A 16,541-nucleotide genomic window follows, 5' to 3' on the forward strand; every position below is an offset into this window, starting at 1 on the left:
GACAGACGGCTCTCAGGCCTGGATCATTCCGTTGAAATTCAGTGTATGCATCTGCTTCGGGCACAGCAGTCATGCCCGAAGCAGAAGAGCATTACTTCGCGGCCCAGGCGTTGAAGCGACGCTCCAGCTCTTCACCGTGATCCAGCCAGAAGGTTGGATCAACCGCGACGGCCACGCTCAGGTTTTCCGGTGAGGATGGCAGAGTAGAGGCTAAAGCCGGCTCGATTTTGCCTGCAGCACCTTTATTGGTCGGGCCATAAGGGATTTGTTTTGAATATTCGATCTGACTGTCCGCTTTCACGGTTGCAGCAATAAACTGCATGGCCAGATCTTTTTTCGGTGTGCCTTTCGGAACGACCCAGTATTCCAGCTCATACAGACCACCATTCCAGGCGATGCTCAGATCTTTATTACCTTCTTTCTGGGCATTGGAAATACGGCCGTTAAAGGCAGAGGTCATTACCACATCACCGGAAATCAGATATTGCGGTGCCTGTGCACCGGCTTCCCACCACTGGATATTCGGCTTCAGCTCATCCAGCTTTTTAAACGCACGATCAACACCGGCAGGGGTGGCCAGTACGGTATAGACATCTTTCTGCGCTACGCCGTCAGCCAGCAGTGCCGCTTCCAGTGCATATTTCGCGGTTTTACGCAGGCCACGTTTACCCGGGATTTTTTTAACATCCCAGAAGTCAGCCCAGGAGGTTGGTGCGGTTTTCAATTTACCGGCGTCATAAGCGATCACGGTGGAATAGACAAACATACCAACACCACATTTGGTGGCTGCACCCGGAATGAAGTCTTTTTTGGCACCAATCACTTTGTAATCCAGTTTCTCGAAGAAACCTTCATCACAACCACGGGCTACTTCAGAGGATTCTACTTCCACCACATCCCAGGAGACGCTTTTGGTTTCCACCATCGCTTTCAGTTTGGCCATTTCGCCGTTGTATTCACCGGCGACGATCTTGGTACCGGTCGCTTTGGTAAACGGTTCATAATAGGCTTTAACCTGTGCTTCCTTGTTCGCACCACCAAAAGAAATTACAGATAATTCATCCGCTTGTGCCGCAAAACAGGAGCCGGCAGTCAACAGCGCTAATAAAGTACGAGTTGCTTTCATCGATATCATCCTTGTTTAGTTATAGGTGGAGCATTAATCCAGCATATCGAGGGCGCGGACATGATCCTTCTGCCACCCGATAGAAAGCTTGTCGCCAATTTTGATGGAAGGATCGAACTGGCTGACCGGCATTTTCACGATAAAGTCAGAACTGCCGCAGGTATGAATACAGAGGCGGATGTGATCGCCTAAGTAGATAAATTCTTTTACCTGTCCCTGAACGATGTTGTCGCAGTTCTGACTAGCAGCCCCCAGCAGGATCCGTTCAGGACGAATTGACAGCGTGGTCTGTTCTCCGCGTCCGGCGACATTGACACTCAGTGCTTTGATTTGTGAGCCGTCAGGCATCCGTACCAGACAGTGAGCGTTATCAATGCTTTCAACGACACCCTGCAGGCGGTTGTTTTCACCGATAAATTGCGCCACAAAGGCGTTTTTCGGCTCTTCGTACAAGGCTTTCGGGCTGTCAATCTGCTGAATTTCGCCTTTGTGGAATACAGCAACGCGATCTGACATGGTCAGCGCTTCAGACTGGTCATGGGTTACATAAACGATGGTCAGGCCGAACTTCTCATGCAGATGTTTGATTTCCATCTGCATATGCTCACGCAACTGTTTATCCAGTGCGCCCAGCGGTTCGTCCATCAATACCAGTTTCGGTTCAAAGACCAGTGCGCGGGCGAGGGCAACACGCTGTTGCTGACCACCGGAAAGCTGTGCCGGATAACGATGGCCAAAACTGTCCATCTTGATCATGGCCAGTGCTTCCTGCACTTTTTCCTGAATATCGGCTTTCGCCAGGCGACGGACAAACAGTGGGAACGCGACGTTCTCTGCCACTGTCATGTGCGGAAATAACGCGTAGTTCTGAAACACCATGCCAATATCGCGCTTATGCGGCGGCTGGTTGTTCAGTAATTTCCCGCCCAGTGTAATTTCACCGCTGGTGGCTGTTTCAAAGCCTGCCAGCATCATCAGGCTGGTGGTTTTTCCTGAACCACTTGGCCCTAATAAGGTCAGAAATTCACCCCGACGGATATTCAGATTGAGGTCTTTGACTATGAGTGTTTCGCCGTCATAGCTTTTTTGTACGTTGCGAAACTGAACAAATGGCGTTTGTTGTTTCATAAGGTTCTCTTCTCACGTCGTCAGGTTAACGATGCTTCAGCAAGATGCGTGCTGAATATTTAAAAGAACGCTAACTTTTCGGCCGAGACACTAAGTGCCTATCAGTTCCGTTGATGTAGCCAGCAGTCTGGAAACCACTATAGGGGCGGGATTTAGGTGTAAAAACCGTAATCTGTAAATGTTTACATTGAGAAAAATAGAACAAAACGGGAGTTGTATGATGCTTGTCAGATGCAGGGAAATATGGGAAAAAGGAGGATTTTTCAGTAGGGATTCTGAGGCTTGTTTGGTGCTGTTTTATGCCATTACGGGTCATTATACTTTTTTCGCCCCGAAAGGTAGCCCCACAATGGGATCTGTGTGGCAATTTGGTGCTGCAGGTATTCAGGGCAGGTTTTTCTGTTTAAGTTGGTGCAATGGCAATTGCGCGTCAGTCTTCACTGATCTGCTCTATGCTTAAAAGCGTATATGTAAAAATCTTGCTCGATCAGTGTGTTAATCAATGTCAGCGCCATATTTTGCTGGCTTAAAGCGGGGATGAGAGATGACACAATTTAATACACAGCAGATCCAGGTTGGCATCAGTGCCTGTTTGCTGGGACAGCAGGTCCGTTTTGATGGCGGCCATAAACGTTCAGAGTTCGTCGAAAAAGAGTTATCCCGTTATTTTTCCTTTATATCAGTATGCCCTGAACTAGCGATTGGGCTTGGCGTTCCGCGCAAGGCGATCCGGCTGGTAAAACGGGATGATGCTATCCATGTTGAAGCCTCCGATGGCAGTTTTGATGTCACTGAAAAGTTAATGGAATATTCCCATAAAAAAACGGCAGAATTTGACTATCTGGCTGGCTATATCGTTTGTGCCAAATCACCCAGTTGCGGCATGGAACGGGTCAAGGTTTATTCGCCACAAGGTGCGGTGAAAGAGGGGATCGGTGTCTATACCCGGATACTGATGGCGCAAAATCCGCTGTTACCGGTAGAAGAAGATGGTCGTCTGTGTGATCCGGTTCTGCGGGAAAATTTTGTCACCCGCGTATTTGCTTATCATGACTGGCTGAGCTTAAAAGCCAGTGGTATCACCCGGGGCAAATTAATCGCCTTTCATTCCCGCTATAAATATCTGCTGTTTGCTCATCAGCCATCCGCTTATAAAGCACTGGGTAAACTGCTGGGCGATGCGGTTGAGGTGCCACTGGAACAACTCTCTTCACGTTATATTTCCGGTCTGATGCAGGGATTACAGCAGCGCGTCAGCCGTAAAAATCACACGAACGTACTGCAGCATTTGCAGGGGTATTTCAAGAAACAGCTGACGCCGTCTCAAAAAGCGGAATTACAGAATACGATTGATAAATACCGGCGCGGCGTAGTGCCGCTGATGTCACCGATGACGCTGCTTCAGCACTATTTACGGGAATATCCGAATCCTTATTTAGCATCGCAGGTTTATCTCAATCCTCATCCGGAGGATCTGGCGCTGCGTTACAGCTTATAAGGAGAGAAGCATGACATCATTAGTCTGGTTCCGGGACGATCTGCGCGTGCATGACCATCCGGCATTATATGCGGCCAGTTTGCATCCGGAGCCGTTACAGGCCATTTATTTTGTAACACCGGAACAATGGAAAAAACAGGATCTGGCGCCCGTCAGAGCTGATTTGATTGCCCGCCAGCTCAACCAGCTAGGTGAAGCTCTCGCAGCCTTGGGGATCCCGTTCAGCGTGCTCACAGTAGCTGATTATCAGCAAATTCCGGCGCGATTAGCCAGCTACTGCCAGCAGCATGAAGTTTCACAGTTATTCGTCAATCGTGATATTGGTATTTATGAGCTGGCCCGGGATCTTTCGGTGCAGCAGCAGTGTGATGCTACCGGGATCCGTGTGCAGTGGTTCGATGCCCGCTGTGTGTTTGCGCCGGGCTCAGTACTGACCGGCAGCAAAGAGATGTTCAAAGTCTTCACACCTTTCAGTAAAGCCTGGCTGAAAAAACTGGCGGCGGAAGGTTATCAGGTCTGGCCAAAACCCTCGGCAAGGGGTGGGATCTTAAGCTGGTCATCAGTCAGTATCGATTATCCCCGTGTAGACAGCTCCGACTGGCCGGTCGGCGAAGCAGCTGTTTTACAACAGTTGCAGGATTTTTGTGCAGAGAAATTGCGCCAATATGATGAACAACGAGATTTTCCTGCCTGTCCCGGCACCAGCCGGATATCACCTTATCTGACACTGGGCATCATTTCGGTGCGTCAATGTCTGGCGGCAATCGAAGCAGCATTAGGGCAACTGCCTTTTGAGCGGGGAGCTCCCGGGTTTGTCTGGTTAAATGAACTGATTTGGCGCGAATTTTATCAACATCTGTTGGTGGCGTTTCCTCATGTCTCGAAACATAAGGCGTTTAAACCAGAAACGGACCACATTCGCTGGTTGTGGGATGACGCCCGTTTCACTGCCTGGTGTGAAGGTAAAACCGGATATCCTATTGTTGATGCAGCCATGCGGTGCCTGAATCAGACAGGATGGATGCATAACCGCCTGAGAATGATAGTTGCATCATTCCTGACCAAAGATCTGCATATTGACTGGCGGCTCGGTGAGCGTTATTTCATGCAGCACCTGATTGATGGTGAACTGGCAGCAAATAACGGTGGCTGGCAATGGGCGGCGAGTACCGGCGCTGATGCGGCACCTTATTTCCGGATATTTAATCCTACGACACAGGGGCAACGGTTTGACGAACAGGGCCAGTTTATTAAACAGTGGTTACCTGAACTTGAACTGGTGCCGGCGAAATATATTCACACACCACATGACTGGCTGAAAGTTTTTGATCCGCAGGATTCATATCCGGCACCGATAGTCGATCACAGCGAATCACGAACTATTGCTTTGGCACTGTTTCAGCGATAAGGAACAGAACAGACGCTTGTACAGCACAGATGTGCAGGCGTTTTTATAAATAAGGAAATTAATCAGGCTGAAAATGATTTTCTAAGGATTTCTTTGCTATGAACTTTACCCGAACAGGTAAAGAAGATGGCTCCCTCGACTGGACTTGAACCAGTGACATACGGATTAACAGTCCGCCGTTCTACCGACTGAACTACGAGGGAATCGTGGCTCCTCCTGCTGGACTTGAACCAGCGACATACGGATTAACAGTCCGCCGTTCTACCGACTGAACTAAGGAGGAATTACTGTCTGATGTTGGCTCCCTCGACTGGACTCGAACCAGTGACATACGGATTAACAGTCCGCCGTTCTACCGACTGAACTACGAGGGAATCGTCACATCAGGACGGGGCGCATGTTACTGATTGGTATGGTCACTGTCAACCAAGGAAACAGGAAAAAACGGCAGTTCTGGTTCGATTGCTGAATTGATGAACAGTTTCAAACAGGTGTATTTTTATCAACAGCAAGCCAACACCAGTAGTGGCAAGGGCTCGCGTCGTTTACCCACAGAATCTGTGGATAACCCTGTGAGTTGTTTTCTTATATCCTGTGCTAAGCCGCGTGGCTCAAGGCGTACAAAAAACAAGCGTAAATTTATTGCAAAATTAAAATGTAATTAAATCAATGCATTAGTTTTTAAGGGGAAGGGGAGAGATAAGGGGCTATAAATAAAGTCTGAACAAAAATACAGCATTAAAAAATGTGCATTATTTTGGCGCACAGTAGGAAAAAACCGTGGATAAGTGGAAGTTTGCGAAAGGATGTACTAAGAAATCTGGCTCCCTCGACTGGACTCGAACCAGTGACATACGGATTAACAGTCCGCCGTTCTACCGACTGAACTACGAGGGAATGGGCGAGCGATACTACTCAGATGGGGTGGGCTGGTCAAGACATAAATCCGACGCAGATCTCGTTTGATGAAAAAATAGTCTCTGTGGTGACAATATACTCAATACTGCGGGTTAACCGACTTTCGCCGGATGACGAAATAGTGCTACAGCACGGGCTAACATATATTATGAGCCCATGATTTATGGTGTGGTAAAGATATGAGTAAAACCTTTAAGCTGGAAAGTCAGTTCCAGCCAGCGGGCGATCAGCCCGAGGCTATTGCCCGGTTACTGGATGGGATTGATGCTGGTCTGGCTCATCAAACATTGTTAGGGGTGACGGGTTCAGGAAAAACCTTCACCATGGCTAATGTGATCGCGAAACTGAATCGCCCCACCATGATCCTGGCACCCAATAAGACCCTGGCCGCACAGCTTTATGGTGAAATGCGCGAATTCTTCCCGGAAAACGCAGTCGAATATTTTGTTTCTTATTACGACTACTACCAGCCGGAAGCTTATGTTCCCACAACAGATACCTTTATAGAGAAAGACGCTGCGATCAATGAACACATTGAGCAGATGCGTTTGTCTGCCACTAAAGCCTTACTGGAACGACGTGATGTGGTGATCGTTGCTTCGGTCTCCGCTATCTATGGTCTGGGCGATCCGCAGGCTTATCTCAGTATGATGCTGCATCTGCGGCAAGGCGATATTATTAATCAGCGCGATATTCTGCGTCGTCTGGCTGAACTGCAATATACCCGGAATGATGCTGTATTCCAGCGCGCCACATTCCGTGTGCGGGGTGAGGTGATTGATATCTTCCCGGCTGAATCAGACAAACTGGCATTACGGGTCGAGTTGTTTGATGAAGAAATTGAACGGTTGAGTTTGTTTGATCCGCTGACCGGTGCCGTGGAAAAAGTAATCCCCCGATTTACAGTATTTCCGAAAAGTCACTATGTAACGCCCCGGGACACTATTCTTCAGGCCATAGATACCATTAAGGTGGAACTGGCTGAACGGCGTGAACAGCTGTTAAGTGCGAATAAGCTACTGGAAGAACAGCGGCTGACGCAGCGGACATTGTTTGATATTGAGATGATGCAGGAGCTGGGATACTGCTCGGGCATTGAAAACTATTCCCGTTATCTGTCGGGGCGGGCTACCGGCGAACCACCACCAACCTTATTTGACTATCTGCCGGCAGATGGCTTGCTGATTATCGATGAATCTCACGTGACGGTGCCGCAAATCGGTGGCATGTATAAAGGTGATCGTTCCCGCAAAGAGACACTGGTGGAATATGGTTTCCGCTTGCCATCGGCACTGGATAACCGTCCGCTGAAGTTCGACGAGTTTGAAGCTCTGATGCCGCAAACCATTTTTGTCTCGGCAACACCGGCGGCCTATGAATTGGAAAAATCAGGCGGAGATGTTGTACAGCAAGTGGTTCGGCCAACCGGATTGCTGGATCCGGAAATTGAAGTTCGTCCGGTCACGACCCAGGTGGATGATCTGTTGTCAGAAATCCGGCTGCGGGTGAAGCTGAATGAGCGCGTGCTGGTTACGACATTGACCAAGCGCATGTCTGAAGATCTGACTGAATATCTGCATGAGCATGGTGTCAGGGTGCGTTATCTGCATTCTGATATCGATACCGTTGAACGTATGGAGATCATCCGTGATCTGCGTCTGGGCGAGTTTGACGTCCTGGTGGGTATCAACCTCCTGCGCGAAGGTCTGGATATGCCTGAGGTGTCGCTGGTAGCGATTCTGGATGCGGATAAAGAGGGCTTCCTGCGTTCGACCCGTTCTCTGATTCAGACGATTGGTCGTGCCGCCCGTAACCTGAATGGTAAAGCGATCCTGTATGGTGATCGCATCACGAATTCCATGAAAACAGCGATCGATGAAACCCATCGTCGCCGTGCAGTGCAGCAGGCATTTAACCTCGAGCACGGTATTACACCGAAAGGGTTAAATAAAAAGGTCGTGGATGTCATGCAGCTCGGCGGCGTGAGCAGTAAAACGCAGGGGAAAAACGCCAAAAAAGTGGCCGAACCCGGCGCACATTATCAGTGGCTGCATCCGAAAGAGCTGGCAAAAGAGATCAAGCGTTTGGAAAATCAGATGTTTGAACATGCGCGGAATCTGGAATTTGAGCAGGCGGCAACCTTGCGTGATCAGATCCATGAACTGCAGCAACAATTGACGATGGGCTAACGGAAACCACCGCAGCAATGCGGTGGTGACGTCAGATCAGGCGCGGCTGAGGAATTCGTGACGTGTAGCAGCGCTGCTTTTGAATACACCACCCAGAGCGGTGGTGGTGGTTTGACTTGATGCATCCATAACCCCCCGCGATTTAACGCAGTAGTGGGTTGCGGTCACGGTAATAGCGACATTATCGGTACCTAACAGGACCTGCAACGCAACCAGGATCTGTTGTGTCAGCCGTTCCTGCACCTGAGGGCGTTTCGCGAAGAAGTTTACAATCCGGTTGATTTTGGATAATCCGATAATTTTATCTTTCGGAATATAAGCCACCGTCGCTTTTCCATCGATAGTAACGAAATGGTGTTCGCAGGTACTGGTTAAACCAATATCCTGCACTTTTATCATCTCATCAGTACCCATCTTGTTTTCAATCAGGGTAATTTTCGGGAATGAACCGTAATCAAGTCCGGAAAATATCTCATCCACATACATCTTGGCGATCCGATGCGGTGTTTCTGCAAGGCTGTCGTCAGCCAGGTCAAGACCAAGCAGTGTCATAATTGATGTCATATGCTGCTCAATCTGCTGTTTCTTTTCTTGGGCAGAAAGGGATGAATGCTGCATCGGCGTTTCCAGGCCTTTTGCTTCCAGAGCAGAACGAACAATTACGGCTTCTTTGCTTAGGTGAGTCATTATTTCTTTATCTCCTGCGTCGGATAACTACAGGTTATCTTTTCCGACGCATAGTTGCGACTATTGAGTTTATTATACACATCCAACAGGCGTTGGGCTTCAGGGACACTGGTAAACGCAAAGTTAACTGTACGCGCTGCATTCACGGACAGATTGCTTCATCAGGAAAAATTTTTAGCCCAGGCTAAATGTTTATGAGGATATTTATCCTATAATTAAAATATATTTTTGAAGTCGGCTGTTTTTCGCAAAAATGCAATTCTGGTATGGATTCATTTGCAAATTGCAAATACACGCAATTTGCAAAGTGTTTTAAGTTTGTTGTGTTATACTAGGTGGCAGCAAAGAAGACTCTAAAGAGACTGTTTTATAAGCGAAAACTTATAAAAGCGTTTAAGTTATATCTTTACAAAGTTTTTTTACACGTAAATGAAAAGTTGGCACAACTTTTTCATATATAATAGCGTAAACCAGTTTTATCCCGTGCTCTCTTCAGCAAAAGCTGAAGTTCGGTCAACTACTTTGTAGTTGACCTTTTTTTTGCCTGTCATTTACCTTGCAGGTATAAAGCCAGCGCTTTAATGATATTCCATTCACGGGTACCCGGAACTTTCCCTTCCAACAGCGCTTCCAGACGCAGCAAGTAAGGCTCAGCCCGAGAGTTAAGCGCATCAACACAGAATTGCTGCCATTGCTGCTGCTCTCTCGGTGAAAGAGTATGCGGATAGTTCCTTGCCCGGTAACGGAAGAGCAGGGTCGGCAGGCGCGGATCATGAAATTGATACTGACCGGCGGCTAACTGTTCTGCGGATGCCTGCTGTATCAGATCTATCGCGGCCCGGTCGGCTTCCGAGAAAAATCCCTGATAAAGCATATGCTCAGGATCCTGATTTGCCGGCGGGATATATTCATCGCTGAAGAGCCCTGCCAACTTCTCTCTTATCTGTGGATTCTGTCGTAATACCGCGAGATTCTGCATGCAGAGATCACGATTAATGCCTAATTCCTGAGCCCGCTCTTCACTCAGACTGGAGGCTGGTGCAAGTACCGGACACTTATTGATATGGATTAGTTTGACCGGAACCGGTGATCCGTCGGTTATATCGTCTTTTCTGGTGTAAAGACGTTCCCGCAATTCAGTGATATTCAGTTCCAGTAATGGTGACAGGTCTTTATGAAGATCGATCACAATCACGGCATTGTTATTTGTCGGATGCCATGCCATCGGAGCGATCCAGCTTACGCAGCCTTGCACAGCAGAAAACATGCCAGAAACATGTACCAGTGGTTTGATGTTAATAATATCGATCAGATTCTTTAGTTTGTTTTTCCCGCGATGGGTTGATAAATATTCAAACAGACGGGGTTGAGCTTGCTTCAGTGACTTCGCCAGGCCGATGGTGGCATAAACATCAGACATGGCATCGTGCGCATTTTCATGCTGAATGCCATTGGCAACAGAGAGTTTTTCCAGACGGAAAGAGGGTTTACCCTCAGCGTCATATACCCAGTTAATACCTTCTGGTCGCAGGGCATAAAAAGCCCGGGCGACATCCAGCAGATCCCAGCGGGAGTTACCCTGCTGCCAGCTGTAAGCATAGGGATCAAGAAAGTTCCGGTAAAAACCGTAACGGGTGAACTCATCATCAAACCGGATATTGTTATAACCCAGCACACACGTGGCCGGCTGAGAAAACTGCTGATGGATCGTACGGAAAAAATCTGCTTCACAGATACCGTTCTGATTCGCGATCTGCGGGGTAATGCCGGTGATCAGGCAGGCTTCGGGCGCCGGTAGATAGTCAGGCGACATTTGGCAGTAAATCACCACCGGTTCACCACAGATATTAAAGTCAGCATCTGTGCGAATACCTGCAAATTGAGCCGGACGATCACGGGCCGGATCTATGCCAAATGTCTCATAATCGTGAAAGAGAAACGTATTTTCAGTTTTAGCTGTCAAAATAACACCACTTGTGGCTAAAAAGCGTTTGATAAGGCTATTCTGGATGAAATCAGGCAATAAAAAAACCCAGTCAACTGTGATGCTGACTGGGCGAAGACTCAATGTTTAATTGCAGTGGCATTAAGTTAGAGGATATGAAGTGCAAAAAGTTCCGTTAATTTGCACAAAAAGTGTGATTTTCTTTCTGTTACCGATCGTTTGTACAAACTTTCATCGATGAGAAGCCGATCAACGCTGAAAATGGTACTGGTTGTTTCATCATAAATTCCGTTGAAATTCATAGTGCACTAAATTAAATTAGCTGAATCTAATTTAGTTGGGCTTTATTTATGCATAATTTTACACCATGGAGTGCTCTGGGTGGTGGCGTCCTGATTGGCGTTGCCGCACTGGTGCTTTTATTGGGCAAAGGGCGGATCGCGGGTTACAGCGGTATTATTGCGGGTTTTCTGTTCTCTGGTGGTCAACGCTGGCGGGCTTTGTTTCTTGCCGGCACCATCATGGGCGCAGGTTTGGCTACGTATGGCCTGCAACTTCATATTACCAAGCTGGAAATCACCCCTTCATTGTTGCTGGCCGGTCTGCTGGTGGGCGTAGGTTCCCGCCTTGCGAATGGCTGCACCAGCGGTCATGGTATATGCGGTATTGGTCGTTTTTCCATCAGGTCGATTATTGCGACCTTGGCATTTATGTTTTCAGGCATGGTAATCGTTGCTCTGATTCATTGAGAGGTTTGATGTGATCGCGTTAGTAGCAGGTGTACTTTTTGGTTTCGGGCTGGCTTTCTCAGGCATGATGCAGCCGGAAAAAGTAATCGGGTTTCTGGATATTACCGGCAATTGGGATGCATCGTTGATGCTGGTAATGGGGGGCGCTCTGGCTATTTTTACGCCCGGTTATCATTTTCTGGTAAAAGGACGCTCAAAAGCCATAAATGGCGATGCAATTCAGTTGCCGGGGAAGAAATCGCTGGATTCTGAATTAATTATTGGTGCTCTGTTGTTCGGAGCGGGCTGGGGACTGGCGGGTATCTGCCCTGGTCCGGCTATTGCCATGGCGCCGATTGTTGGCTGGCCTGCAGTCGGTTTTATCGCTGCCATGTCTGCCGGTATGTGGTTAGCCGGTTGCTGGATGCAGAAAAAGTCAGCAGCGAGTCAGACGGTTAAACTGGCAACAACTCAGGAATAAGACGTTCAGCCAGACATTCGGTCATAGAGTGTCTGGCTGAAAGCGGGAAATTATGCAGTCACTATATTGCGGATTTCCTGAATAGATAATTTGTACTGACGCGGACATTCACGCCATTCGGCCAGCATGCGCTCATATTTATCATGCATGGCAATTTCAGAATTAAGACCTGCACAACATTTGCCTAAATCCGGGAACCGTTTTTCCACATCCAGCAGATAGCAGACATAATCAGCCAGTTCTTTCTCATAGCCGCGGGCATAACCGATAAAATCAAGGCGGGAAGGGGAGAGCTGAGTCTGATCTTCTGCCGACAGATTTTCATAAGAAACTTTCAATGCATGATGCATTTCCAGTATATCAATTACTTCCCGGCATTCTTCTTCAGTCAGATGACCAAATTCTTTTTCTAACTCCAGCATCTGTAAACAATAACCACGTTCTACAATTGTTTTACAGCGATGGTAATAATCGGCTTTTTCCGGATTCAGCTTACTCAGAATTTCATATTGATTACTGAGGATCAATCGCTGCGCATGGTTCATATTCATAAGTCGTTCCTGCTGTAATAGATGTATTTAGTGTATAGGTAATCATGGATTACAAGCCCGTATCTGTATCTATATCAAAAAGCAGGCGAAAACGTTTGTTAAGAGTGTCAAGTTATCTGAATGGATATATTTTTGTGTGATCAAGCCATCACTCTCTGTTGTTTCTCTGAGTTCTGAATTAGGATTGGCGCAAACAATAATGAGGTCAGCAGCATTATGACTCGCAGTGTTAAATTTCTCTTTATTCTGGCGTTTCTTTCTCTGAGCGCTTTTTACTTATACGTTCTTTATCTTGCTAAACATCCGGATACCTCTATGGCATACCGTATGTATTATCTGGAAAAGAAAACCCGCGTCTGGAACCGCAACCAGAGTCTTGCTTATATCCCCGGTACCGTGATGGATCTTGCTAATGAGCGGGAGCGTTGTGCCTATCTTTCCCGTGAGGGCTGGGATATACCTGCAAAAGATGGTTCTGGTTCTCTGTTCTCCGGTAAGGGTGGTTTGTATTTCACCTTGCACCAGGTACTAGGCTCATTGAAATTTGAAGGCACATTGACGACTAAAACAGCGAACACGGAATTAAGTTTTGCTGTCGGTGATAAATGGTCTGAAACCGTCAAATTTGAAAAAGCAGGCTCCCAGACATTTGAGGTGTCACTTCCGGCTGGTGTATTCATAGCAGATCCGATGGAACCAAACTATCTGTCATTGCAAAGTAATAATTCTATAATGTTCAAAACATTCAAATTATCCCGCGCGGGATGAGGTCAGTATGAGCAAACAATCATTTACTATTTCCCTGGTAGTACCGGTTTATAACGAAGAAGAAAGTATCGATACCTTTATCGAAACAATTGATAAAGAGCTGGCACCATTGCGTGATCAGCTGGAAATTGTTTTCGTTAACGATGGCAGCCGGGATAAAACCCGCGAAGTTGTCGAGAAAGCAATCGAGCGTGATAGTCGCGTTACCTTGATCAATCTGGCCCGTAACTTCGGTAAAGAAGCGGCGATGACTGCTGGCCTAGCGCATGCCCGTGGTGATGCGATTGTTCCAATGGATGTCGATTTGCAGGATCCGCCAGCACTGGTGCTGGAATTCGTACGCATGTGGCAGGAAGAAGGTTATGACACCGTCTATGGTGTGCGTACCGATCGTAATGCTGATACACCTATGAAACGTCTGACCGCAGGCGGTTTCTATCGTTTCTTCAACGCCGTGTCTACAACCACTAAGATCCCGGAAAATGCAGGTGACTTCCGTCTGATGGATCGCCGTGTCGTTGAGGCTATCAATCAGTTGCCAGAACGTAACCGTTTCATGAAAGGTCTGTTTGCATGGGCCGGATTCCGTTCTATTGGTGTTCCTTATGCTCGTCCGGAACGCGCTGCCGGTACCACGAAATTCAATTACTGGAAACTGTGGAACTTCGCTCTGGATGGTTTGTTCAGCTTCTCCAGCTGGCCATTGCGCGTGTGGAGTTACATCGGTGCTGCTGTTGCCGGGATCAGTTTCCTTTACATGATGGTCATCATATTAAAAGTGATTTTCATCGGAGTTGATAGCCCGGGATATGCCTCTCTGATGTGTGTGATTCTGTTTCTCGGCGGTATGCAATTACTGTCTATCGGGATCATGGGGGAATATATTGGTCGTATGTTCCTGGAAGTTAAGCAGCGTCCGGTATTCCTGATTGAGGGTGTATATGGTCAGTATGCTCATCAGAAAACGGCTGAAATCAAAGAAGAAGATAAAAAGGCATGATAGCAAAAGCTGAATTCTGGCGTTTGTTCCGGTTTGGCCTGGTCGGTGGCGGTGCAACAATAGTTGATTTAGGCATAGCAACCCTATGCCTTCATTTATGGCCAGAGATCTCCGAATATCTGGTTACATCGATAGGCTTTTTTGTTGCTTTCTGGTTTTCTTTTTTTGGACACCGATACGTCACGTTCCAGAAACACGGTAAAGTCAGCAAGTTTTTACTGGTAGCGCTCAGTTCTCTGGGCGTCCGCTACGTGTTGTTAACTGGTTTACTGTGGATTGGTCTGTCAGGTCTGCTGCCAATCGTAATAGCGACACTGGCGGTCACGATCCTGACGTATGTTTTATCCCGGATTTGGGTTTTTGCCTGAGTAATGCTGGAGTAGATTGTGCAGACAGATAAGATCAATATTATTTATGCTCCACTGCATATTAGTCGTCAGGACTGGGGAATCATTGCGCTGGCCTTTCTGGTCAGCCGCATTATGTTGTATGCAATTGGCTATTTTGGCGCTATGCACTATAACGTCGAGACGGATCAGATTGGCCGGCTTGACCTTGTCGATTCACTGGAAACTGACGTCTGGAGCGTATTCTGCCAGTTCGACTGTGCCTGGTTTAAGAGTATTGCCGATATTGGCTATGATACGTACCCACATGGATTAACAACCGGACATGCCGCAAACTGGGCCTTTTTCCCGCTGTTTCCTATTCTGGGACACTACATTGCTGACCTGGTGGGGCTGCCATCGTTATACGGTTTTTATGTAATTACCAATATCTCCTCTTTTGCCATGTTGCCGCTTTTCTTTCTTTGTCTGCGTCAACTGGGTCAGGAGCTGGATGTTGCTCGTTTTGGGGTTTGGATGCTGGCATTTTCGCCTTATTCCGTTTATTTCGTCGCCCCTTATACGGAGTCACTGTTTATTGCGCTGACGATGGCTGTGTTCCTTTTTGCATACAGACATGAGTGGTTCTGGGTTGCGGTAGCTGGCGTGGTATTGACGGCAGCGCGGAATCTCGGCGTTATGATCGTTTTTTCCGTTGCTATATTGGCATTACAGGCTTATGGCTGGCGGGAATTCGTCAAATTCGGTGAGCGTAGCTTCCGCGTAATCCTGGCTATCTGGTGTATTCCGCTCGCGATGTTCGGCTATATGCTCTATATGCACTACCATGTAGGTGATGCTTTTGCGTTTAAAAATATACAGTTAGCGTGGGGCCGTATATTTGATAATCCGTTCGAGTATTGGCTTGAAGGCTTTGAAACAGGTGGCCGTAAAATTTATCTGTCCATCATGATCGTGGTTGGATGGGCAATTAATATCTACCTGTTCAAACAGAAACGGTATGCAGAAGCGTTATTTATGCTGATTTGTACATTTGTACCTCTGGTTACCAGTACAAATGCAATTCCGCGCTATTTGTTTGGCTTATATCCAACGTCACTGGCTATCGTCCTGATTGCCCGTAACCGGCCTAATCTGAGACCGGTTATGCTTGCAATGTCAGCGCTACTGTCCAGTTACTTTGTGATTGCCTGGGTTAACGCCAAGTTCTTCACCGTCTAGGACATCAGACTCTCATTAATAAAGCCGGAATACGCATCCGGCTTTATTATTTTCAGAGCGAATCCAGATAATCAATCACAACCTGATGGTGATTACTGGTTTTAAAATCATCAAATACCTGTTCGATCACGCCCTGCTCATTGATCAGAAAACTGATGCGATGGATGCCATCATATTCTTTACCCATAAATTTCTTGGGGCCCCAAACACCGAAAGCATCAGCCACCTGATGATCCTCATCACCCAGCAATGTGAAATTGAGCTCATCCCGGGCTTCAAATTTTTTCAGTTTTTCTGACGCATCAGGACTGATGCCGAGTACTACAACATTCCGTTGATCCAGTTCTGATTTGCTGTCGCGTAAGGCACAGGCCTGCGTGGTACAACCGGGTGTCATCGCTTTCGGATAAAAATAAACCAATACTTTTTTACCCTGAAATGTACTTAACCGGGTCATGACGCCATTTTGATCCGGCAGTTCAAAATCAGGTGCGGTAGTTCCCGCGGTTAATCTATTCATCGCTATATCCTCTCAGGTATTTTCAG

General features: G+C 47.3%; 15 protein-coding genes and 4 tRNA genes. 9 read left to right on the plus strand and 10 right to left on the minus strand.

Annotated features, from left to right (window positions below; all coding sequences use genetic code 11):
- Positions 1 to 91: 91 nt before the first annotated feature.
- Entirely contained in the window at positions 92 to 1,126 is a 1,035-nt protein-coding gene (locus tag TOLA_RS05685) for an ABC transporter substrate-binding protein (protein WP_012729336.1), read from the minus strand.
- A 33-nt stretch (positions 1,127 to 1,159) separates the two neighbouring features.
- The gene (locus TOLA_RS05690; RefSeq protein WP_012729337.1) at positions 1,160 to 2,254 is read right to left on the minus strand and encodes an ABC transporter ATP-binding protein; all 1,095 of its coding nucleotides are present in this window, start codon (positions 2,252 to 2,254) and stop codon (positions 1,160 to 1,162) included.
- Between the two features lie 544 nt (positions 2,255 to 2,798).
- On the opposite strand from TOLA_RS05690, the gene TOLA_RS05700 reads away from it, so the two are divergent.
- A complete protein-coding gene (locus TOLA_RS05700) occupies positions 2,799 to 3,752 on the plus strand; it encodes a YbgA family protein (protein WP_012729338.1) in 954 nt (317 codons plus the stop codon).
- Positions 3,753 to 3,762: 10 nt separating this feature from the next.
- Entirely contained in the window at positions 3,763 to 5,160 is a 1,398-nt protein-coding gene (gene phrB / locus TOLA_RS05705; RefSeq protein WP_012729339.1) for a deoxyribodipyrimidine photo-lyase, read from the plus strand.
- A 127-nt stretch (positions 5,161 to 5,287) separates the two neighbouring features.
- Here the strand turns inward: phrB and TOLA_RS05710 are convergent.
- The 4 genes from TOLA_RS05710 to TOLA_RS05725 form a co-directional block, all read right to left on the minus strand.
- Positions 5,288 to 5,363 (minus strand) — tRNA-Asn (locus tag TOLA_RS05710).
- A 4-nt stretch (positions 5,364 to 5,367) separates the two neighbouring features.
- A tRNA-Asn gene (locus tag TOLA_RS05715) sits at positions 5,368 to 5,443 on the minus strand.
- A gap of 15 nt (positions 5,444 to 5,458) precedes the next feature.
- Positions 5,459 to 5,534 (minus strand) — tRNA-Asn (locus TOLA_RS05720).
- 447 nt (positions 5,535 to 5,981) lie between these two features.
- Positions 5,982 to 6,057, minus strand: a tRNA-Asn gene (locus TOLA_RS05725).
- 200 nt (positions 6,058 to 6,257) lie between these two features.
- On the opposite strand from TOLA_RS05725, the gene uvrB reads away from it, so the two are divergent.
- Positions 6,258 to 8,267 (plus strand): excinuclease ABC subunit UvrB, encoded by a 2,010-nt coding sequence (gene uvrB / locus TOLA_RS05730; RefSeq protein ID WP_012729340.1) that lies wholly within the window; start codon positions 6,258 to 6,260, stop codon positions 8,265 to 8,267.
- Positions 8,268 to 8,303: 36 nt separating this feature from the next.
- Here the strand turns inward: uvrB and folE are convergent, their stop codons facing one another.
- On the minus strand, positions 8,304 to 8,954 hold the full coding sequence (gene folE / locus TOLA_RS05735) for a GTP cyclohydrolase I FolE (RefSeq protein WP_012729341.1): 651 nt from the start codon (positions 8,952 to 8,954) through the stop codon (positions 8,304 to 8,306).
- Between the two features lie 547 nt (positions 8,955 to 9,501).
- Positions 9,502 to 10,917, minus strand: coding sequence for an exodeoxyribonuclease I (gene sbcB / locus TOLA_RS05740; protein WP_041609724.1), 1,416 nt, complete (start codon positions 10,915 to 10,917; stop codon positions 9,502 to 9,504).
- Between the two features lie 332 nt (positions 10,918 to 11,249).
- On the opposite strand from sbcB, the gene TOLA_RS05745 reads away from it, so the two are divergent.
- The gene (locus TOLA_RS05745) at positions 11,250 to 11,648 is read left to right on the plus strand and encodes a YeeE/YedE family protein (RefSeq protein WP_012729343.1); all 399 of its coding nucleotides are present in this window, start codon (positions 11,250 to 11,252) and stop codon (positions 11,646 to 11,648) included.
- 10 nt (positions 11,649 to 11,658) lie between these two features.
- Positions 11,659 to 12,108 (plus strand): YeeE/YedE family protein, encoded by a 450-nt coding sequence (locus TOLA_RS05750; protein WP_012729344.1) that lies wholly within the window; start codon positions 11,659 to 11,661, stop codon positions 12,106 to 12,108.
- A gap of 50 nt (positions 12,109 to 12,158) precedes the next feature.
- Here TOLA_RS05750 and TOLA_RS05755 read toward each other — a convergent pair whose 3' ends face one another.
- Positions 12,159 to 12,659, minus strand: a complete 501-nt coding sequence (locus TOLA_RS05755; protein ID WP_012729345.1) for a YfbU family protein — start codon at positions 12,657 to 12,659, stop codon at positions 12,159 to 12,161.
- A gap of 327 nt (positions 12,660 to 12,986) precedes the next feature.
- Here TOLA_RS05755 and TOLA_RS05760 point away from each other — a divergent pair, with 327 nt between their 5' ends.
- Genes TOLA_RS05760 through TOLA_RS05775 form a run of 4 tightly spaced genes read left to right on the plus strand, consistent with a single transcriptional unit; the run spans position 12,987 to position 15,995 of the window.
- Entirely contained in the window at positions 12,987 to 13,427 is a 441-nt protein-coding gene (locus TOLA_RS05760) for a hypothetical protein (protein ID WP_148210422.1), read from the plus strand.
- A 7-nt stretch (positions 13,428 to 13,434) separates the two neighbouring features.
- Positions 13,435 to 14,427, plus strand: coding sequence for a glycosyltransferase family 2 protein (locus tag TOLA_RS05765; protein WP_012729347.1), 993 nt, complete (start codon positions 13,435 to 13,437; stop codon positions 14,425 to 14,427).
- On the plus strand, positions 14,424 to 14,795 hold the full coding sequence (locus TOLA_RS05770) for a GtrA family protein (protein ID WP_012729348.1): 372 nt from the start codon (positions 14,424 to 14,426) through the stop codon (positions 14,793 to 14,795). Before TOLA_RS05765 ends, TOLA_RS05770 begins: the two co-directional genes overlap by 4 nt.
- An 18-nt stretch (positions 14,796 to 14,813) precedes the next feature.
- Complete coding sequence (locus TOLA_RS05775) at positions 14,814 to 15,995, plus strand: membrane protein (protein ID WP_012729349.1); 1,182 nt, start codon at positions 14,814 to 14,816, stop codon at positions 15,993 to 15,995.
- Between the two features lie 52 nt (positions 15,996 to 16,047).
- Here the strand turns inward: TOLA_RS05775 and bcp are convergent, their stop codons facing one another.
- The gene (gene bcp / locus TOLA_RS05780; protein ID WP_012729350.1) at positions 16,048 to 16,515 is read right to left on the minus strand and encodes a thioredoxin-dependent thiol peroxidase; all 468 of its coding nucleotides are present in this window, start codon (positions 16,513 to 16,515) and stop codon (positions 16,048 to 16,050) included.
- Between the last annotated feature and the right edge of the window lie 26 nt (positions 16,516 to 16,541).

The sequence above is a fragment of the Tolumonas auensis DSM 9187 genome, from assembly GCF_000023065.1.
GTDB lineage: Bacteria > Pseudomonadota > Gammaproteobacteria > Enterobacterales > Aeromonadaceae > Tolumonas > Tolumonas auensis.

Coding starts and splice junctions, on each gene's coding strand:
- TOLA_RS05685 (WP_012729336.1), bottom strand. CDS start 1,126: ATGAAAGCAACTCGTACTTTATTAGCGCTGTTGACTGCCGGCTCCTGT.
- TOLA_RS05690 (WP_012729337.1), bottom strand. CDS start 2,254: ATGAAACAACAAACGCCATTTGTTCAGTTTCGCAACGTACAAAAAAGC.
- TOLA_RS05700 (WP_012729338.1), top strand. CDS start 2,799: ATGACACAATTTAATACACAGCAGATCCAGGTTGGCATCAGTGCCTGT.
- phrB (WP_012729339.1), top strand. CDS start 3,763: ATGACATCATTAGTCTGGTTCCGGGACGATCTGCGCGTGCATGACCAT.
- uvrB (WP_012729340.1), top strand. CDS start 6,258: ATGAGTAAAACCTTTAAGCTGGAAAGTCAGTTCCAGCCAGCGGGCGAT.
- folE (WP_012729341.1), bottom strand. CDS start 8,954: ATGACTCACCTAAGCAAAGAAGCCGTAATTGTTCGTTCTGCTCTGGAA.
- TOLA_RS05745 (WP_012729343.1), top strand. CDS start 11,250: ATGCATAATTTTACACCATGGAGTGCTCTGGGTGGTGGCGTCCTGATT.
- TOLA_RS05755 (WP_012729345.1), bottom strand. CDS start 12,659: ATGAATATGAACCATGCGCAGCGATTGATCCTCAGTAATCAATATGAA.
- TOLA_RS05760 (WP_148210422.1), top strand. CDS start 12,987: ATGTATTATCTGGAAAAGAAAACCCGCGTCTGGAACCGCAACCAGAGT.
- TOLA_RS05765 (WP_012729347.1), top strand. CDS start 13,435: ATGAGCAAACAATCATTTACTATTTCCCTGGTAGTACCGGTTTATAAC.
- TOLA_RS05770 (WP_012729348.1), top strand. CDS start 14,424: ATGATAGCAAAAGCTGAATTCTGGCGTTTGTTCCGGTTTGGCCTGGTC.
- bcp (WP_012729350.1), bottom strand. CDS start 16,515: ATGAATAGATTAACCGCGGGAACTACCGCACCTGATTTTGAACTGCCG.